The sequence below is a fragment of the Thiomicrorhabdus marina genome, assembly GCF_017571465.1.
GTDB lineage: Bacteria > Pseudomonadota > Gammaproteobacteria > Thiomicrospirales > Thiomicrospiraceae > Thiomicrorhabdus > Thiomicrorhabdus marina.
Window position 1 is genome coordinate 25,697 of sequence record NZ_JAGETV010000010.1, and the last position, 18,984, is coordinate 44,680.

Consider the following 18,984-nt stretch of genomic DNA (forward strand, 5'->3'; position numbering starts at 1 on the left):
AGAAATATAGACTTCTGGTTACACTGAGTTAACGTAAATTTTGTAACAAGGAAAAGGTATGGAACAAAACGTCCCGCTAACCAAACCAGAAGCGCCACAAACACCAATTTCAACAACCGTCCCGACCATTATTTATATTCTTTTTCTGGCTAATATCGTCATGCAGTTCACCGGTTTAATCGGCCTGATTATGGCTTATGTCAATAAGGGCGACGACAACTACCTAGAAAGCCATTATCAGTTCCAGATACGCACCTTCTGGATTGGCCTGTTATTCGGCCTGCTAGGCTTCTTTACCTTAGCCATCGCCATCGGCTGGCTAATCCTATTTGTGGTCTTGGTTTGGTGGGTGATTCGCTGCGCTGTCGGTTTGAAATACCTCGGCAAACGCCAACCGGTTCCAAACCCGACTAGCTGGGGAACCGGTAGTTAATCGCTATTCAGAAAACGGCCATGAATTTCTTTTTTGGCCGTTTTTCACACGCCCTGCCAAACTCAAATATTTTGTAATTATTTCAACCGCATTTTCACAACAATTAATCATCCTCCCCCACTCTATTTTGTAAAAAAACAGCGCTTTTTGACACTCATCAAAGAACCCTATTAAACACTTGATTTTTATCTGCTTTGAGCCCTTATCCAGTGGGCGATTTTATTAGTAATAACAGTGCTCAAAATATGGTAAAATCGGCAAACATTTTTGTTGGTGAATAAATAACAAGACGCTAAATTCTATGACTGAAGAAACGCAATACGACTCCTCCTCCATCAAGGTTTTAAAAGGGCTGGACGCCGTCCGTAAACGCCCTGGGATGTATATCGGTGATACCGACGACGGCACCGGTCTACACCACATGGTTTTCGAGGTGGTCGATAACGGCATAGATGAAGCCCTTGCCGGCCACTGTGACAAGGTTGTTGTCACCATTCATACCGATGGCTCGATTTCGATTAGCGATAACGGCCGTGGTATTCCGGTCGGTTTGCACCCGGAAGAAGGGGTTTCGGCAGCGGAAGTTATCATGACCGTGCTGCACGCCGGTGGTAAGTTCGACGACAACTCTTATAAAGTTTCCGGCGGTCTGCACGGGGTCGGTGTATCGGTAGTAAACGCGCTCTCCGAAAAACTATACCTGACCATCAAACGCGAAGGCCACATTTGGAAACAAACCTATACTCATGGCGTGCCAGATGCGCCGCTGGAAGCAGTTGGCGACACCGATGAAACCGGAACTGAAATCCGTTTCCTACCATCGAAAGAGACATTCACCAATGTCACCGAATTTGATTTCGATTACCTATTGAAACGCCTGCGTGAGCTGTCATTCTTAAACTCAGGTGTTCACATTGAACTAACTGATAAACGTGACGACCGTCATGAAATCTTTGAATTCGAAGGCGGTATTCGCGCGTTTGTTGACTATATCAACACCAATAAAACGCCAATTCACGACAAAGCCTTCTACTTCAGCGCCGAAAAAGACGGCATTACCGTTGAAGTGGCAATGCAGTGGTCGGAAGCCTATAAAGAATCGATTCTGTGCTTCACCAATAACATTCCGCAGCGTGATGGCGGGACTCACTTATCCGGTTTTCGTGCTTCCTTGACCCGTACTCTGAACAGTTACGCCGAGTCGGAAGGACTGAATAAAAAGTATAAAGTGAATGTTTCCGGTGATGACGCGCGTGAAGGTCTAGCTGCGGTTATTTCGGTTAAGGTTCCAGACCCGAAATTCTCGTCGCAGACCAAAGACAAACTGGTTTCTTCAGAAGTGAAGAGCGCGGTAGAAACCGCGATGAACGAGAAATTCTCGGAATTCCTACTGGAAAATCCAAAAGACGCACAATCGGTCTTCTCGAAAATCGTCGATGCCGCACGAGCGCGTGAAGCAGCGCGTAAAGCACGTGAAATGACACGTCGTAAAGGTGCACTCGATATCGCGGGTCTGCCGGGTAAATTGGCCGACTGTCAGGAGAAAGACCCTGCGCTTTCTGAACTGTACTTGGTGGAGGGTGATTCCGCCGGTGGTTCTGCCAAGCAAGGTCGTGACCGTCGTACCCAAGCAATTCTGCCGCTAAAAGGGAAGATTCTGAACGTCGAGAAAGCACGTTTCGACAAAATGCTGTCTTCTGCGGAAGTCGGCACTCTAATTACCGCACTAGGTTGCGGGATTGGCGAAGAAGATTTCAATATCGAAAAACTGCGTTACCACCGCATTATCATCATGACCGATGCCGATGTCGACGGTTCACACATCCGTACTCTGCTACTGACTTTCTTCTACCGTCAATACCCTGAATTAGTCGAAAAAGGTTATATCTATATCGCGCAACCGCCACTGTATAAAGTGAAGAAAGGTAAACAGGAAAACTATCTGAAAGACGATTTAGAGCTAGAAAACTATTTGCTGCAAAATGCGATTGACGGCGCAGAGCTGTCTCCAGGCAATGACGTTCCGGCAATCAGCGGCCTTGCTCTAGAAACCTTAGCGAAAGAGTACTTCAAAACTCAGCATGTTATCGAACGCCTAAGCCGTCGTTACAATCCCGTTTTCTTAGAAATGTTAGTTGACCAAGCAACCATCAAAACCGATTTATTGAACGACTTTGATGCGCTAAACGCTTGGGTTAACGAAATGCTACCGCGTTTACGTGCCAATGGCGAAATTAATAAAGTCGATTACCAACTAGCGGTTGAACCAGCAAGTGACATCAGCGGTTCGGCGAAATTCCAAGTGCGTCTGACACAACGCGAGCACGGCACCCCGAGTTCACACGTTTACGACTCAGACTTCTTCGATTCAAGAGACTATCAACAAATCGCTAAACTGGGCGAGCAACTGTTCGGCCTGATTGTCGACGGCGCAGCAATTAAACGCGGCGAGAAAACCGAATCGGTCGATAACTTTAAACAAGCGATTGAATGGCTATTAAACGAAGCCAAACGCGGTCAAAACATCCAGCGCTACAAAGGTTTGGGTGAGATGAACCCAGAACAGCTGTGGGAAACCACCATGAACGCTGAAGCACGCCGTCTGATGCAAGTCACCATCCGCGATGCAATGGTGGCTGATCAGGTATTCACTACGCTAATGGGTGATGAGGTTGAACCGCGCCGCGATTTCATTGAATCGAATGCGCTACAGGTGGCGAACTTGGACGTTTAACCGAAACGTAATCTGCCGCGTAAAATCGCGGCATAGAATTATTTTCTTTGAAAATAACATGCATTTAGTTTCTAATATCGGCCATTGGTCTAAAGCTAACAAGAATTTCAAAAAGTAAAAACCGTCATTAACCAATTGATTTAGTTAATGATTTTTTAAATTTAGGAGACATTTATGTCAGTAGAACATCCAATTGTTACGGTTACCGGTTCATCTGGTGCAGGTACTTCTTTCGTTAAACGCGCTGTTGAAAAAATCTTCGACCGTGAAAGTCTAAATGTTGCAGTTATCGAAGGTGATAGCTACCACAAGTACGGCCGTGCTGAAATGAAAGAGAAAGTTGCTGAATCAAAAGCAAACGGTGGTCCAATTCTGACTCACTTCTCTGAGCACGCTAACGAATTTGGTGAACTAGAAGCGCTTTTCAAAGAGTATAAAGAAACCGCTACAGGTAAACGTCGTTACTACATTCACTCTGACGAAGAAGCAGATGAGCATAATGCACGTCTAGGTGGTACTAACTTCAAGTCTGGTGAGTTCACTCCTTGGGAAGATATTCCAGAGGGAACTGACGTACTATTCTACGAAGGTCTACACGGGATGGTTAAGCGTAAAGACCACGGTCCGGCTGAAGGTATGCACGATGTTGCACAGTACGTTGACCTAGGTATCGGTGTTGCCCCATCGATCAATATCGAGTGGATGCAAAAAATCTATCGTGATACCGCTGAACGCCCATACTCAGTACAACAAGTACGTGACGTAATCCTAGAACGTATGCCGGACTACATCGAAACAATCGTTCCTCAGTTCCACCGTACGCACATCAACTTCCACCGTGTACCACTGATCGATACATCTGATCCATTCTCAACAATGTCTCCAGATGCTCCTATGGGTCCGGCGCCAGAAGATTCACTAATCATCTGTCACGTTCGTCACCAAGACATCGACCTAGAAGCGATCAAAGATCAAATCCCTGATGCTTTCCTACAAAACGACGAAACGCTAGTTTGTAACGGTAAGTACATGATCGACGCAATGGATCTAATGATGACACCAATCATCCAGAACCTAATTGCGAAGAAACGCGCTGCGATGGCTGCTGCCGGCGAGTAATTGATTAATCACTAATCAAATACCCAAAAAAGCCCGAGTTGAATTTTCAACTCGGGCTTTTTGCTTTCTTAGCGCTAAAAAATTAACGTTTAATCGCTAAGGTCGCTTCCAGCTGAATCGGCTCGCCAATCTCTTTTACTATTCGCGCTTTAATCACATCTAAATCTTCATTTGTTAGCGGCCGATTTGCCAATAAAGTTGCCGAGATTTTCAAGGGATTTCCGCTTTGGATGCGCACCTCTTTAATGTCCACCGGCGTATCTAACTGTTCGCAATGTAAAACCTCTAATGCATTGACTAAACGCTGTTCTTGCACCATCGAATTAAACGCCAATACTAATGGTACGCTGACCGCCACCACAAATACCGTAGAAACCAATAAGCCTTTTTGCGCCAGACGGAAAGGGCTAAAACCCATTAACAAGAAAGTCGCTGCGGCCGCCAAGATTATGCCCACCAAATTGGTGACAAACAGCAAGAAAGCGCCGTAGAACACATGCCAATCCATCCAACCGATACCGATTCCGGAAACGGCCAGCGGCGGCACCAAAGCGACCGCAATCGCCACCCCAGCCAGACTTTTAGCAACTTCTGACTTGGCATTCGCATAAGCACCGGCGATACCGGAAATAATCGCCACTCCCAAATCAAGAATCGTAGGGCTAAGACGCGCCGAAATTTCGCTATTTAAGCTCTGTAGCGGCATTAACATGGTAAATAAGGTGGCAAACAGTAAACTGACAGATATGCCGACCACGAGGGTTTTAGAAGCATTAAAAATCAATTCTGGGGTCTGTCGTAACAATCCCATCGACAAAGAAATAATCGGCGCCATCAATGGCGCAAGAATCATCGCCCCGATAATTACCGGTGTAGAGTTGGCAAAGAGTCCAACGGTCGCTAAAAGCGTCGAAAGCACCATTAAAACCAGGTAAGGTTGGTTACTTTTAGCATTTTCTTTAAGCGTGACAAAAGTCTCTTTGATTTCCTCCGGATCGGCATGGTCAATCCAAGGCAGTGGTCGCATCGCCAAATCTTTAATTGCTTCACCCTTCGGTAAACCAGTGACTCGTACCGATTCCTTTAGATCTTGATGATAGGCATTTTCGGGATAATCGCGATTCAGCAAGTGTATTGCTTGTGGCCGAATGTTAAAGGTTAACTCTTCAGCTTGCTTCAATTCGCCGTCAATACTGTAATTTAGGGTACGACCACCATGATGAATAACTAGAGATTCACTTTTGATCTTACCAAGATAGTCTTTATTTCCAGAGTTTTCAAAACGCCTCGAAAAGAAACGGTTATAGACAAAATTCAAGGCGTCCATAATACTGCGCGGAGCCAAAATTACTGCATTTAATGTGCTTTCGTCTTCATCCGTCGGCTCCAAAACTCGGCGAGTAAAATCATTGTCCTCACCTCGATAAACCATCGTCAGCCCCATTGCCGCGGTATGCACTTGAGTCTCTTTCGCGGTTTTGATTTTGTACGGCATCAAACTGGATTGCATCAACTGCACGCTCATGCTCACAAACTGCTTCAATTTGCCCCGTAAACTGAGCGGCACTTGCGAAGCCGGGCGCATAATATCCGGGTCGCCAATCATTACCGAGGCCAGTACCAATTCCTGATTGCAAAACATAAAATCCGCTGACTTGCTCTCAGCATCGATAATTTGTTCGCAAGCGGCCGGAATTTTCGGCGCAACCTTAAAACGTCGCTGGGTACGAATGCCTTCCGGATGCGGAAGAAACGCGAATTGCCAAGTCAGCGTCTGTTCTGCTTGCAGGATCTGACGCTGGTTCAAATCACTCAACCAGCACACCAATGGTTTTTGCGGGTCGATATCCTGTAAATCCAACTGCTCAAGATGCAAACTCTGCCAAGCCGGAATCCTTCCCTGCTCAACCAAAGCATCTAAATGCGGAGCCACTTTTTGGCTAAATTCGCTACTATCCTGATCACTAAACAGCACTTGCCAAGCATTCTGTACACTTTGTTCCGCTGACATCAACGCATCCTCTAACTGTTACAGAGGATAAATTACCAAGTTTTGGACATAAAAAAACCCCTGAAATCAAATTCAGGGGTTTCTTAGGAGAATTAACGCTTTTCAATTAAAAGCGGTAAGTTGCTGCCATTCGAATGATCGGCAACAAGTCATACTCATCCGCCTCTGCTTGTAAGTTGGCTTCTTCATCACTAATGATATTATTATCATCTTGAGCAAGGTCATACGTAACTAGACCAGTGCTGTCTTCGACCGTACCAAAGCCATTCAAACTTACCGTTGGCGCACTATCCCAATCTAAATTGCCATTCAAACCGGCAGTATTCGAAGTAACGGTATATTCATTACCGTCAACGGTAAAACTATCTCCATTGGCATATTCAGCAGACGGTTTAACTTTAAAATTACTCAAACCATAGCCTGCTGAAAGGAAAAAGGCGCCTTGAAACGGACGTATATCAAGAGCCAAGCGATTGATTGCGCCATCCGTTTCTACATTGTAAGTAATATCAGTATCGCTAATTTCTTCATCCATCGACCAACCTGTCGACAGGCTACCACGGACACTGACATAATCGCTAATTGGATAACTTAGTTCCAATGTTGGGCCGGAGATCAAATCAACACCGACGGCTACACCAACTTTATCCACCGGACTTGTTTGAGCATAGCTATTATTTGCACTTGCCGCTATTGCCGCAAAACTGATCGCCACGATAACTTTTTTCATATTGATTCCTTCTTTAAATATAAGCAAAAGACACATTATCAAAACATATTAATGCATACATTATGTTAATAGAACGTAAAATCTAATTGACTAAACCAAAGCTTTTGATAGCCTTAATCCATATTGATTAGCAAGGCTTTCAGTCTGTGAATTTATTCGAGTTTCAACTCCCGCTAGTGGTATTACTGCCATTTTTCGGTGCTCTGCTGGCTTTTTATAGTGCTCGCTATAATCGGCTCGCCGCTGCTTGGGTCAGCTCTTTTATTACCCTGTTAAGTCTCGCCAGTATCGCACCGGCAATCGGCACCGTTTTCAGCGGTAGCAATCTAATCCAAAGTTGGCCATGGCTGGAATCCATTGGCTTGTATTTTTCCTTCCGCTTAGACGGCTTATCATTACTGTTCAGCCTGCTGATTTTGATTATCGGCCTATTGGTGATTATCTACGCGCGCTGGTATCTGGCCGCCAAAGACAATATGGGGCGTTTCTTCGCCTATCTGTTAATGTTTATGGGCTCGATGCTCGGCATTGTGCTTTCGGAAAACCTGATTCAGCTCGTTATTTTCTGGGAACTGACCTCAATCAGTTCGTTTTTGCTGATTAGTTATTGGCAACATCGTAAAGATGCTCGGCAAGGCGCTCGAATGGCTTTAACCGTTACCGCAGCAGGTGGCTTGGCGCTACTCGGTTCGGTACTGATTATCGGTGAAATAATCGGTTCTTATCAGCTCAGTGATGTGCTGGCAAATGGCGAACTCATTCGCCAGCATAGGCTCTATCCAATCGCTTTAATTCTGCTCTTGCTGGCGGTCTTTACCAAATCGGCTCAGTTCCCGTTTCACTTCTGGCTTCCGCACGCTATGGCTGCACCGACGCCGGTTTCCGCCTATTTACACTCAGCCACCATGGTCAAAGCCGGCATATTCCTATTAGCCCGCTTCTTTCCTGTATTTTCCGGCACGGAAATGTGGACATGGTTAGTCGGTGGGGCAGGCTTAATTACGCTTTTGATTGGTGCCTATACGGCACTCTTTAAACATGACCTAAAAGCACTACTGGCCTATTCAACCATCAGCCACCTTGGTTTAATCACTCTGCTTTTCGGCTTCGGCACACAAACCGCGGCGGTGGCGGCGATTTTCCACATTATCAACCACGCCACCTTTAAAGCCTCGCTGTTTATGGTCGCCGGCATTATCGACCATGAAACCGGCACTCGCGATATGCGCAAACTCAACGGCCTGATTAAATACATGCCGCACACCGCCGCCTTGGCGATTATCGCGTCACTAGCGATGGCCGGAGTACCGCTTCTCAATGGCTTCTTGAGTAAAGAGATGTTTTTTGCCGAAGCCGTGCTGATGTCAGACAGTAACCGATTCGCTTGGCTAGTCCCTTTATTAGTCACCATCGGCGGAATTTTATCAGTCGCCTACTCACTGCGTTTTGTACACGATGTATTCTTTAATGGCGAGCCAATAGGTTTAAGTCATACCCCGCACGAACCGCCACGACGCATGAAAGTTCCAATCGATTTACTGGTCATCACCTGCCTAGCAGTCGGTATTTTCCCAGCCTTTACCATCGAACCAATACTCAATATTGCGGTCAGTGCCACACTCCAACATACAGTGCCGGAATATAGCCTTGCCCTCTGGCACGGTTTGACCTTGCCGTTACTAATGAGTGCCGCAGCGCTTTCATTAGGCGTTTTGGTGTACTTCAACCGCAACGGTTTGATTGCCAACTACGAACGTCATCAGCACATCAATGCCAAACACTATTACTTAAAAACAATTAAACGATTACTCAAGCTTGCTAATGCAATTAGCCAACTTTTCGATAAAGGTTCACTACAGAACGCGACCGCTTGGGTTATTTTTAGTGCATTGTTACTTGGCAGTTTTGGCTTTATTAACTACTCTGGGAGCTTGTTCGGAACCCGAAACTATCTGCCGGTCGATGCCGTCAGCTTAATGATTGCCGGTCTACTGATGATTGCTGCGATATTGACCGTTGCATGGTGTAAAAAACGTCTGCAAAGCCTGATCTCGCTCGGTGTGGTCGGTCTGGTTTCGGCGTTGGTGTTTGTAAAATTCTCGGCACCGGACTTGGCACTGACGCAACTGTCGGTCGAAGTCGTTACCATCATTTTACTGTTGTTGGCTCTGTACTTCCTACCGGCCAGTGCTCCACGTGAAACCAGCCGAATACGTTTGTGGCGCGATGCCATCTTAGCGATTGCCTCAGGGTTAGCGGTGACCTTGCTAACTTTGATGGTGTTGAGCCGTGACTTTGACAGCATATCCGACTTCTTTATCGCCAATAGCGTCTCCGCAGGCGGCGGCAGTAATGTTGTGAATGTCATTCTAGTCGACTTCCGCGGCTTCGATACCCTCGGCGAAATTGTGGTGCTGGCACTGGCCGGTTTAGGCATCTACGCGTTACTGCATAATGCCAAACTGACACCAATACAAAAATTCAATACCGATGAAATCGCCCATCCAGTTATTCTGCAAACCTTTAGCCGTTTAATGCTGCCTTTGATGTTATTGGTAGCGGCCTATATTTTCCTACGCGGTCACAACCTACCCGGTGGCGGTTTTATTGCCGGACTGATCGCCTCGGTGGCACTGATATTAATGTATCTGGCAAACGGCATCGCTTGGACTAGCCAACGCTTGCAATTGAATATGCAGATTGTGATTGCTTTGGGGCTACTCAGCGCCAGCGCTACCGGCTTAGCGGCGATGTTAGTCGGTTACCCGTTTTTAACCTCGGCCTTTAGCCATATTCACTGGCCGTTAGTCGGCGAGTTTGAAATCGCCAGTGCCATCGCTTTCGACTTAGGCGTATTCTTGGTCGTAGTCGGAGCCAGTGTCTTAAGCTTGGTACAACTCGGCCAACTCAACCAACATCCAGCGGTTAAGGAGCAACAATAATGGAAGTTTTGTTAGCTTTGAGTATCGGCGTCATGACCGCCAGCGGCGTATTTTTGATTCTGCGCCCGCGCACCTTTGCAGTCGTGCTCGGCTTGACGCTATTGGCGTATGCAGTCAACCTATTCCTGTTTGCCATGGGGCGTTTACAGATTGGCTTACCTGCGGTGATTGACGCACAACAAAGCGGCTATACTGACCCGCTACCGCAAGCATTGGTACTGACTGCCATTGTTATCGCCTTCGGCATGACCGCGTTTTTGATTGTGCTGGCAATCAAAGCACGAAGCGAACTCGGTAATGACCATGTTGATGGTCTTCATCTGGCAGCGGATGAAGAAGAGCAAAGACATCATCCAAGATGAGTAATCAAGAATGAACTTAAACCCTGTTATCTGGCCACTGCTACTGCCGCTGCTCAGCGCAATTGTGCTATTGCTGGTCGGTAAACTGCCAAAAGTGCAACGCGGTATTAATCTGCTCAGTGGCACCCTGCTAGTCGTGTTTAGCCTAAATGCGATGCAGTTTGCGCTAAGCAACGACCCGCAAGCCTATGCACTTGGAAACTGGCCAGCGCCATTCGGGATTATTTTGGTTCTCGACCAACTATCGGCATTAATGCTGGTGATTACTTCACTGCTGGCAATCGCGGCATTGTGGTTTGCCATTCGCCAAAACAGCGACCGCCTCGGCGCCAATTTCCATGTCCTATGGCAACTACAACTGTTCGGCTTAAACGGCGCTTTCCTGACTGGCGATCTTTTTAACCTATTCGTCTTCTTCGAAGTATTGCTACTGGCTTCTTACGGCTTACTACTGCATGGCGGCGGACGTCGCAAAACCAAAGCAGGATTGCATTATGTTGCCCTTAACCTGCTTGGTTCGACATTATTCCTATTTGCAGTCGGTGCCTTGTACGGTACGCTCGGCACTCTAAATATGGCAGATTTAGCACAAAAAATCGCCGTCATTCCTGAACAAAACCAAGCCTTAGTCGCCAGCGCAGGGCTTTTACTACTGGTGGTATTTGCCATTAAAGCGGCGATGTTCCCGCTCTATCTATGGTTACCGCAAGCCTATGCCAATACCACCGCACCGGTCGCCGCCCTATTCGCGATTATGACCAAGGTCGGTATCTATGCAATTATCCGCGTGCACGGCATGCTGTTCGGCGAAGGTGCCGGAGAACTCGCCGGACTGCATTTTTCGTGGCTTCTGTGGCTTGGACTGGCTACCTTGCTGTTCGCCGCTTTTGGAGCCTTAGCTGCGGCTTCCTTACGACAGTTGGTTGCCTATTTAGTCGTGGCCTCGGTAGCAACTTTATTAGTCGCTATCGGCATCAATCAACCGGAATCGATGCCGGCAACCCTGTTCTATCTGATTCACTCGACCTTTATCGCCGGCGGACTGTTTTTACTGGCCGACTATATCCGCCAAGGGCGCCCGCAACACGCCGACAAACTGCTCCCTGACTTCGCCATGCCTCGCATCGCTTTAATCGGCTCGGTATTCCTGTTTGGCTCGATTGCCATTAGCGGCATGCCGCCGCTTTCCGGCTTTTTCGGAAAACTGTTAATTCTGCGCTCAGCTCTGCAACATCCCGACTTTTGGTGGATTTTAACGACCATACTCAGCACCAGCCTATTAATTATCATTGCTTTGGTGCGTGCCGGCTCGGTAATTTTCTACCAAACTTTGCCACAAGAAAAATGCCACACTCGTGACGGGACTGCCATCTGCGCCAATCCATCTATCAATATGCTTGGTTGCGGTTCGATTGTCGGTTTACTTTCAATTGGCGTGATACTGACGCTATTTGCGCAACCTATTTTTAGCCTGACCGAATCGATTAGCCAGCAACTGGCCGATAACAAGCGCTATCAACAACAGGTTTTACAGCTACAACCGAAAGATAACCCGCATAAAACCTTACACTGGGAGGGCATACAATGACGTGGAAAACATGGCTGCCGCACCCGATTTTAAGCGTGACTTTATTGCTGGTTTGGCTTCTTTTAAATAATAGCTTTAGTGTTGGTCAACTCTTATTGGGGGCGATTTTGGCGTGGTTAATTCCACTACTGACTCACCCTTTCTGGCCGGAATCGGTATGCTTGCGCAAACCAATGACACTAGTTAGATTTGTGCTGACCGTACTTTGGGATATTGTGGTGGCGAATTTTGTGGTGGCAAAACAGATATTGAGTAGCAACCGTAAGCTACAATCAACCTTTTTGGAAGTACCACTAGAACTGAAAAGCCCATTGGCAATTGGCTTGCTCGCCAATACCATCTCTCTGACACCGGGCACGGTTTCTTGTCAGTTGAGTGGCGACCAAAAGACATTACTGGTACATGCGCTTCATAGCCCGCAACCGCAAGCCGATATCGACCTAATCAAACAACGTTATGAACGCCCGCTACAGAAGGTATTTGAATCATGCTGCAAATAAGCCTTTATAGCGCCCTATTCCTGCTTTCATTGGCACTGTTATTCAGTTTTTATCGGTTGGTCAAAGGCCCTTCGATGCCGGATCGAATTTTGGCATTGGACACTTTATATCTGAATAGTATCGTGGTGTTGATTTTGGCGGGATTACTGCTGGATAGTGCGCTGTTTTTTGAAACGGCTCTGTTAATCGCGGTAATGGGATTTGTCAGCACGGTCGCGCTCAGCAAATATTTGCTGCGTGGCGATATTATGGAGTAAATAGGAAAATTATGCCGTTTTGGTTTGAATTGCTGCTATCTGTTTTAATCTTGCTTGGAACAATTTTGGTGTTAATCGGTTCTTGGGGCATGGTGAAACTACCGGACTTCTACACTCGACTGCATGGCCCAACCAAAGCCAGCACTCTTGGCGCAGGCTTGGTATTGATTGCTTCAGCGCTGTATTTCAGCCAGAAAACCGGCCAAATCAGTCTGCACGAAATATTGATTACTTTGTTCTTGTTTATTACCGCACCGATCTCGGCACATCTTATGGCCAAAGCCGCGCTTCATTTAAAGCTAAAGACGGTCAAAAAGTAAACGTTAATAACCCAGCTTTGTAATCATGCGACGATCACGTTTGGTCGGTCTTCCGGCCCCTTTATCACGATAGCCGTGCAACGCCATATCATCGGTCGGTTTACGCTGACTAAGCACTTCGCTATCCAATTGATACATAGTCTGTGCTTGCTCGGCATTGCCACGCTTATCACTAACTATCAGCACCGTCACTTCAACTTGGCGGTGCACTTGAGTAATTTGCAATTTATCACCGACCTGCAAGGTTTTACTCGGTTTCGGCTTGTGACCGTTCAGCTCGACTTTACCGCCCTTAATCGCTTCCAGAGCCACACCTCGAGTCTTAAAGAAGCGCGCTGCCTAAAATTTATAAACAGCTAAAATTGTATCCTATTTAGAGAGTGAGTGAGTGTAGTCCCAGAAAAAATAGTGGCTACAATCATAACCTCTAAGAATAAATACATACGCTTTTCAAAATACAAATATTTTCTTAGAGAATCTGTTCCCTTAATTCATAATACACATACAAATTTACGAAACGCCTGCATTTATTCTAAACAAATCTCGATGCTATTTCTTGTCAGGTTTATGGTCAGACCTATGGCTATGAATTTACCAGCCTTACACATTTTTGCCCATTATATTTAACTTTTACCAATTAAATAGCGTTTCGAGCCATCGAGCGCGTGAATCACCACCTATTCAGCTAGACATTTCTCAGCGACTTATTTTTTGTCGTTTGAAGCTAGGCCATTAATAGCAAACTAAGCAATCAAGCCTTTATAATTCTTTCTACAAACCAAATAAGGATTTATTTAAATTGATCGCAGAAACAAGGCTCAGATTAGACAAATGGTTGTTAAGTGCAAGGTTTTTTAAAACCCGTGGTGTGGCCTTGGATGCCATTAAGGGTGGAAAAGTCGAACTAAATGGCCATAAACCCAAACCGAGTAAAACCGTGCAAGTAGGGGATAAGCTCAAAATCACTCAAGTACACCGTACAGTTGAAGTGACAGTATTAATTTTGAGCGATAAACGTGGTAATGCAGAACAGGCGCAGACACTTTATCAACTTGATAGTGAAGTCCTCAACCAGCGTAAGCCGACTGCAGATATGGCTCTCATGGGGTATCGTGATAAAGGTGCGGGTCGTCCAACGAAACGTGACCGCCGTAAAATCGATAAATTGGATTGGTAGCATCAAATCCTAAACACTACCAATTTAAAGCCTTCTGTATAAAGTCGCCACACCAATACCCAGTTGTTTAGCTACAGCTTCTTTTGTCATTCCAGAATCTACCAAAACTCTTGCTGATTGGATAATCGAGTCGTCGATAGGTTTACGACCTTTGAATTTGCCTTCGGCTTTTGCTCGATTAATTCCAATGCGTTGTCGTTCAAGCATCATTTCTCGTTCAAGTTCCGCAAGTCCAGACAACATTGTAAAAAGTAGTTTGCCAACCCCTGATGCAATATCGATTCCGTTTAGCTGGTCAACAAAGACAGCAACACCTCTTTCTTGAAGAGTCTCAACGGTTTCCAGCACTTCGCTCGTTTTACGCCCAAGACGGGATACGTGATAAACGATCAAGGTATCCCCTTTCTCAAGTTTATTGAGTAGCTCTTGAAATTTTGGTCTGTCAGTCGTGGTTCCTGTAAATTTTTCAGTGACAATCGCATCGTACTCATATTTTCCTGCAAGATATTGGGCTTGCTGCTCTGCATTTTGTTCTTCTGTTGATACTCGACTGTAAATGTATTTCATATCACTATCCTTTTAGAGTTAGTGATAGTCTATCATAAGAGTGTGCTGCTTCAGGTTTAATGATAGGTTTTTGATGATGTTTGATTTCTATCTTTGGAGGTAGCTCTAGTGAGGATTTTTGAGAGAGAAATTCTCGGTTCCTTGCGAGAGCGGCTTGCTTGCCGCATCTTGCAACATGGTTTCTCGGGGGGATTAACCACCCATATTTCTATGGGCGCATAAATTTTAGAAATAAAAAACCGGCCGGTAGAATCTCCACCGCCTGGTTTACTTTAAATCAAAAAGGGGTTCATTAATTAACTTTACGAAGTTAAAATCGTGTGATAAATATATTTTTTATTAAAATTGTAAGAAAGGTGCTTTTTCATGGCGATAAAAACAACTGTAATAACCATTAAGAGAATTGAAATAAATCGTCATTCGACATCAGGAGCTTATGAAAAAACGGTTCACTATAAAGATGTCGATGCTTGGGGGGAATACCCTAATGGAGAGACCGTTTACCTAAATGATTTATTTATAGACTTTAACCAATTGTCTAGCGCCCTCTCATTATCAGAAGGACATAAACTGAAAGCCAAGTCAATAGTTGATTCCTCAGATGGTAATACAATTTATGAGTATGTTGAGAACTCAACAAATGGAAAAACTTATTTCAGGAAAGCCAAGGAGAGTACTGGGCTATTTGAGTTTTTGATTCTATCTCTATTTATGATTCCATTAGCATACGTGCCTTTCGCTAATTGGCTCACAATATATTTTGGATTATCTCCAATACATTTTTCCCATAAGCAGCACAAATTGCTTTCAGACTTAAAAACTAATGTTGATATCAATATTCAGAAATCTAAACTTCCAACCATAGTTAAGTTAATTTTAATAACGCCCGCGTTTATTATTGGTTTGTTGTATTTTAATGTATTTTTCGATGGTTTTGTCTTCTGGAGCACGCCAACCAGTGAAGAACAAGATATCTATGTTGTAACATCTGCCTTTCTGGCCGCATACGGAATATTTGGGGGAATAATTAGTTTAATCATCCTCCAAACTAAATATGATAGTGAAGTGAAGCGAATACTTATTAACCACAGCATTTAAATTTCACGATGGCAATAAACATCTCACTCGGACGATAAAATAGCAAATTGCGGTCTTAATATTGACGCTCGCTAATTGGGTATCGGTTCTGGCAGTTGAACCGGCATTGGATAGGTCAATTAACTTACTCTGTTTGTACTTAATTAAGTGACTTTTTCTCATATCCTGATAATACAAAATTTTGTGTTATCAGTAGAAAAAGGACACCCACGTTTCTCTGAAATACAAAGGCCAAAAGCAGCTGTCTGTATGGTTGCAAACCAGTTACTGTAAAAAGCGTGGTATTACACTAGGAACAGTTGCTCCAATCATTAAGCAGACAATTGCAAGTGGGCAGTAACGTCACGCATAATAAGCGCAAGCAGACATAGGCAAATTTTCCGCTGGCACTGCAAGTTTTCCCTTGTTGCGGGCGTTAAATGGAGTAGAACCCTTCCAATTTAATTACCTAACAGACTCCGCTGACGCTCCGCAGCCCTTAACGCCCGACAAGCGGGCTTGGGCTTTGGCTGTCTAAATAGGCGCAAGGGGACTTTTGCATTTGGCCGTAATTACGTCTATTGCGTCACAACCCAGCATTTTGACAGAGCATCTTTTGTTCTACGGCAAGCAAGCTTGCCTATGCTTCACTTCGTTCAGCTTGATTGAGCTATCAATTCAGCTAGGTATGTTTGACGTATATTTGATGCTGACTGGCGCTGAACGGCATGATTGAATGTAAGTTCACTACCAACAATGTCCAGCTTGGATTCCACTCGTGTTACTGCTGTATAAAGCCACGAGCGGTCAACAATTCTTGAACCCTTTAGTGCCACAATGACATGCTCAAATTGAGAGCCTTGCGCTTTATGCAGGGTAATAGCATAAGCAAGACTTAACGAATCAAATAAGTCGTTATCCAATTCCAGAACGGAACCATCTTCAAGCTCTACAGCACCCCAATTTTCGATACTGACAAGTTTACCCAAAGACCCATTTTGAACACCAGCCTGATAGTTATTCTTGGTAAAAATCACAGGGTCTCCAAGCCTGAATTCAGTCCGATATTTCTGCTCAAACAAACTTAGCTCCATTGGAATGCCATTTGGATTTTTTAAATCTTGTGCAAGGAGGTTAATTTCACTCACCATTTGTTTAGTCGGAGCCAGAATCATGGCATCCAAGGAGGACTGAATCATTAATTCAACGCACTGTTTTGCAATGAAATCATCAGGCGAGTGATGAAATGAAATACACCCTGAATTCAATTGGTTTGGCAACTCTCCATTTTTGATGGCATTGGCATAATCGGGTACACCTGATTCAGAAGACTGACGTTGAACGATGGTGAGTTCTGAGACTGCAACCGCATTAGATTTGATGGTGTCGTTTAAAACGACTCCTGAACCAATTGGAGGGAGCTGGTATGAATCTCCAACCATAAGGATTCTGCAATCAGGATGAATGTGTTTAACGAGGCGGTACATGGTTGCAATATCAACCATTCCAGCTTCATCGATGACCAAGAGTTTTTTGCCTTGCTCGACTGGCTTTTCTCGAAGCAATCGTGCGATAGTCGTTGTGATAAAGCCAATGGATTCATGCATCCGTTTTGCCGCTCGCCCAGCAAGAGCAACAGGAATAATCGTGAATCCCGTTTCATTCATGGCTCTGAGCGCGGTTCGGATAACCGTCGTTTTTCCTGTGCCTGCACCGCCCGTAATGCAACTAATATGATTTTTCATTGAAGTCGAAATCGCTTCAATCTGTTCAGAGGTTAACGCATAAGGGAGTTCACTCAACATCAGTTGAAGTGCGTTTTGATGTTCATTACTCCAGTCATCTACTTGGGAAGCTAAAAGCTTGAACCGTTTTGCGACCACCTGCTCCATGATGTAGGTTGAGGTGAGATGATAACGCTCATCTTGTTTGATGAATGACAGCTTGTTAGCACCCACTGTGAATGCCTTTTCTACCAATCCACCGTATGCCCCTAATAGGGTCTCTAATCTGGGTTTTAAGTCAGATGCTTTTGCAATGGTATGGCCTTTTTCAGAATGTTTTCTCAAAGAATCTTCTATCGCGGCAGACAAGCGGTTTTCGCTGTCTTTTTGGTATCCAAAATGTTTTTGGGCAATTGCATCAGCTTGTTTGAAGTTCAAACCCATCGTGACAAGGTGATAGGGGTTTTGTTTAATTTGCTCGACAGAATCTGTCTTATGAAGCTTGATTAAGCGCTTTTGAATGGCAAGAGGAATCTCTTTTTCGGTCATCCATTGTGTGTACTTAAGATTAGAATACTTCTCATAGCCCCTCAGAAGCGATTCTAGCGATTTTTTCGTTAAATGATTGGTAAGTACTGCAATATCCTGTTTTTCGCAAATCTCGAAGATTTGAGAGCCAAACGTATTCCATAACTCACGAGCCTTTGATTCCCCAATTCCCTTGAAGTCTTTGTCATCCGTTAGAAACCGAACAAACGCTTCGTTTGAACTTGGCAAAACAGCTGTGAGTTTTGGTTCAGTGTAGGTTTTTGCTTTCATCACATAGCTGCCATGAGACTGCTCTGACTCAATGCATGCACCTTCAACTTGCCATACTTGCCCTAAAGCGGGTTCTAGACTGATATGGGAGGGCGTGGTGCGAACATACACAACGGTTCTAGCGTCAATGCAATTGCCTTGGTCATCGACCAGAATGGCTGAAAAATTGACGTGTTTAGCGTTGCTTTGATAAATCGCGGTGATGCGAACAAGATTCATACATGAATGCCCATTTCTTCAATCACTTGAGCCAGTTCTTCGAGTCGGGCAAGCTTGGCTTTGAGTTCTAGATTTTCCTTTTCAAGGCTAGCGAGACGTTTTGAATCCATCACCTTGTCGGACTTGGCTTCATACAATGGAGCGTCTGCTTTCTCGCATTCACCTTTTTCGGATAGTCGAGGTAACACTCCCTGCACTCTTAAATCTTCTTCTAGAGTTTCAAGTCGTTCTCTAATGCGAGGATTTTGGGTTAATGCAGACTTGGCAAAACCGCAAGCTTTGGTAATATCTCCTCGCTTAAGCTTTCCCCTGTGGGTGATGTTTGCATAGCTCTCAGGTGTTTGAACCTCAATCCATTGCTCGAAGGCTTGAAAGTTGGCTTCTGCTTTTTGCTGACCGTTCATG

17 protein-coding genes are annotated in these 18,984 nt (G+C 45.0%); 11 read left to right on the forward strand and 6 right to left on the reverse strand.

Features of this window, described 5'->3' with window-relative positions; translation table 11 throughout:
• Positions 1–58 precede the first annotated feature (58 nt).
• The 3 genes from J3998_RS07150 (at position 59) to J3998_RS07160 (ending at position 4,286) form a co-directional block, all read left to right on the forward strand.
• Positions 59–433 (forward strand): DUF4870 family protein, encoded by a 375-nt coding sequence (locus tag J3998_RS07150; RefSeq protein ID WP_243750647.1) that lies wholly within the window; start codon positions 59–61, stop codon positions 431–433.
• A 301-nt stretch (positions 434–734) separates the two neighbouring features.
• Complete coding sequence (gene gyrB, locus J3998_RS07155; RefSeq protein ID WP_208149292.1) at positions 735–3,167, forward strand: DNA topoisomerase (ATP-hydrolyzing) subunit B; 2,433 nt, start codon at positions 735–737, stop codon at positions 3,165–3,167.
• Positions 3,168–3,341: 174 nt separating this feature from the next.
• Positions 3,342–4,286, forward strand: coding sequence for a phosphoribulokinase (locus J3998_RS07160; protein ID WP_208149294.1), 945 nt, complete (start codon positions 3,342–3,344; stop codon positions 4,284–4,286).
• 82 nt (positions 4,287–4,368) lie between these two features.
• Here J3998_RS07160 and J3998_RS07165 read toward each other — a convergent pair whose 3' ends face one another.
• A complete protein-coding gene (locus J3998_RS07165) occupies positions 4,369–6,297 on the reverse strand; it encodes a TIGR00341 family protein (RefSeq protein WP_208149296.1) in 1,929 nt (642 codons plus the stop codon).
• Positions 6,298–6,403: 106 nt separating this feature from the next.
• Positions 6,404–7,027 carry a hypothetical protein gene (locus tag J3998_RS07170; RefSeq protein WP_208149298.1) on the reverse strand — a complete coding sequence of 208 codons (624 nt, stop codon included), beginning with the start codon at positions 7,025–7,027 and terminating at the stop codon, positions 6,404–6,406.
• 146 nt (positions 7,028–7,173) lie between these two features.
• Here J3998_RS07170 and J3998_RS07175 point away from each other — a divergent pair, with 146 nt between their 5' ends.
• The 6 genes from J3998_RS07175 to J3998_RS07200 are packed head-to-tail and all read left to right on the forward strand — an operon-like array spanning position 7,174 to position 12,996.
• Entirely contained in the window at positions 7,174–9,969 is a 2,796-nt protein-coding gene (locus tag J3998_RS07175; RefSeq protein ID WP_208149300.1) for a monovalent cation/H+ antiporter subunit A, read from the forward strand.
• Entirely contained in the window at positions 9,969–10,331 is a 363-nt protein-coding gene (locus J3998_RS07180; protein ID WP_208149302.1) for a Na+/H+ antiporter subunit C, read from the forward strand. The genes J3998_RS07175 and J3998_RS07180 overlap by 1 nt, the downstream gene beginning before the upstream one ends.
• Positions 10,332–10,341: 10 nt before the next feature.
• Positions 10,342–11,919, forward strand: a complete 1,578-nt coding sequence (locus J3998_RS07185) for a monovalent cation/H+ antiporter subunit D (protein WP_208149304.1) — start codon at positions 10,342–10,344, stop codon at positions 11,917–11,919.
• The gene (locus J3998_RS07190) at positions 11,916–12,419 is read left to right on the forward strand and encodes a Na+/H+ antiporter subunit E (protein ID WP_208149305.1); all 504 of its coding nucleotides are present in this window, start codon (positions 11,916–11,918) and stop codon (positions 12,417–12,419) included. Before J3998_RS07185 ends, J3998_RS07190 begins: the two co-directional genes overlap by 4 nt.
• Complete coding sequence (locus J3998_RS07195; RefSeq protein ID WP_208149307.1) at positions 12,407–12,676, forward strand: K+/H+ antiporter subunit F; 270 nt, start codon at positions 12,407–12,409, stop codon at positions 12,674–12,676. The genes J3998_RS07190 and J3998_RS07195 overlap by 13 nt, the downstream gene beginning before the upstream one ends.
• Positions 12,677–12,687: 11 nt before the next feature.
• A complete protein-coding gene (locus J3998_RS07200) occupies positions 12,688–12,996 on the forward strand; it encodes a Na+/H+ antiporter subunit G (protein ID WP_208149309.1) in 309 nt (102 codons plus the stop codon).
• Positions 12,997–12,999: 3 nt separating this feature from the next.
• On the opposite strand, the gene J3998_RS07205 is transcribed toward J3998_RS07200, so the two are convergent.
• Positions 13,000–13,308: an RNA-binding S4 domain-containing protein gene (locus tag J3998_RS07205; RefSeq protein ID WP_208149311.1), complete on the reverse strand. Its 309-nt coding sequence runs from the start codon at positions 13,306–13,308 to the stop codon at positions 13,000–13,002.
• A 487-nt stretch (positions 13,309–13,795) separates the two neighbouring features.
• Between J3998_RS07205 and J3998_RS07210 the strand changes: the two genes are divergently transcribed.
• Positions 13,796–14,173 (forward strand): RNA-binding S4 domain-containing protein, encoded by a 378-nt coding sequence (locus J3998_RS07210; protein WP_243750648.1) that lies wholly within the window; start codon positions 13,796–13,798, stop codon positions 14,171–14,173.
• Positions 14,174–14,197: 24 nt separating this feature from the next.
• Here J3998_RS07210 and J3998_RS07215 read toward each other — a convergent pair whose 3' ends face one another.
• Positions 14,198–14,740 carry a recombinase family protein gene (locus J3998_RS07215; protein ID WP_208149313.1) on the reverse strand — a complete coding sequence of 181 codons (543 nt, stop codon included), beginning with the start codon at positions 14,738–14,740 and terminating at the stop codon, positions 14,198–14,200.
• Positions 14,741–15,106: 366 nt separating this feature from the next.
• Here J3998_RS07215 and J3998_RS07220 point away from each other — a divergent pair, with 366 nt between their 5' ends.
• Positions 15,107–15,838 carry a hypothetical protein gene (locus tag J3998_RS07220; protein ID WP_208149315.1) on the forward strand — a complete coding sequence of 244 codons (732 nt, stop codon included), beginning with the start codon at positions 15,107–15,109 and terminating at the stop codon, positions 15,836–15,838.
• Between the two features lie 635 nt (positions 15,839–16,473).
• On the opposite strand, the gene J3998_RS07225 is transcribed toward J3998_RS07220, so the two are convergent.
• On the reverse strand, positions 16,474–18,579 hold the full coding sequence (locus J3998_RS07225; protein WP_208149317.1) for an AAA family ATPase: 2,106 nt from the start codon (positions 18,577–18,579) through the stop codon (positions 16,474–16,476).
• The gene (locus tag J3998_RS07230; RefSeq protein ID WP_208149319.1) at positions 18,576–18,983 is read right to left on the reverse strand and encodes a VPA1267 family protein; all 408 of its coding nucleotides are present in this window, start codon (positions 18,981–18,983) and stop codon (positions 18,576–18,578) included. The genes J3998_RS07225 and J3998_RS07230 overlap by 4 nt, the downstream gene beginning before the upstream one ends.
• Position 18,984: the final 1 nt, after the last annotated feature.

What these genes read in the sequence shown, in the direction of transcription:
- J3998_RS07200 (WP_208149309.1), top strand. Translation starts at nt 12,688, where the DNA reads ATGCCGTTTTGGTTTGAATTGCTGCTATCTGTTTTAATCTTGCTTGGA.
- J3998_RS07160 (WP_208149294.1), top strand. Translation starts at nt 3,342, where the DNA reads ATGTCAGTAGAACATCCAATTGTTACGGTTACCGGTTCATCTGGTGCA.
- J3998_RS07230 (WP_208149319.1), bottom strand. Translation starts at nt 18,983, where the DNA reads ATGAACGGTCAGCAAAAAGCAGAAGCCAACTTTCAAGCCTTCGAGCAA.
- J3998_RS07185 (WP_208149304.1), top strand. Translation starts at nt 10,342, where the DNA reads ATGAACTTAAACCCTGTTATCTGGCCACTGCTACTGCCGCTGCTCAGC.
- J3998_RS07195 (WP_208149307.1), top strand. Translation starts at nt 12,407, where the DNA reads ATGCTGCAAATAAGCCTTTATAGCGCCCTATTCCTGCTTTCATTGGCA.
- J3998_RS07215 (WP_208149313.1), bottom strand. Translation starts at nt 14,740, where the DNA reads ATGAAATACATTTACAGTCGAGTATCAACAGAAGAACAAAATGCAGAG.
- J3998_RS07220 (WP_208149315.1), top strand. Translation starts at nt 15,107, where the DNA reads ATGGCGATAAAAACAACTGTAATAACCATTAAGAGAATTGAAATAAAT.
- J3998_RS07225 (WP_208149317.1), bottom strand. Translation starts at nt 18,579, where the DNA reads ATGAATCTTGTTCGCATCACCGCGATTTATCAAAGCAACGCTAAACAC.
- gyrB (WP_208149292.1), top strand. Translation starts at nt 735, where the DNA reads ATGACTGAAGAAACGCAATACGACTCCTCCTCCATCAAGGTTTTAAAA.
- J3998_RS07180 (WP_208149302.1), top strand. Translation starts at nt 9,969, where the DNA reads ATGGAAGTTTTGTTAGCTTTGAGTATCGGCGTCATGACCGCCAGCGGC.
- J3998_RS07170 (WP_208149298.1), bottom strand. Translation starts at nt 7,027, where the DNA reads ATGAAAAAAGTTATCGTGGCGATCAGTTTTGCGGCAATAGCGGCAAGT.
- J3998_RS07165 (WP_208149296.1), bottom strand. Translation starts at nt 6,297, where the DNA reads ATGTCAGCGGAACAAAGTGTACAGAATGCTTGGCAAGTGCTGTTTAGT.
- J3998_RS07150 (WP_243750647.1), top strand. Translation starts at nt 59, where the DNA reads ATGGAACAAAACGTCCCGCTAACCAAACCAGAAGCGCCACAAACACCA.
- J3998_RS07190 (WP_208149305.1), top strand. Translation starts at nt 11,916, where the DNA reads ATGACGTGGAAAACATGGCTGCCGCACCCGATTTTAAGCGTGACTTTA.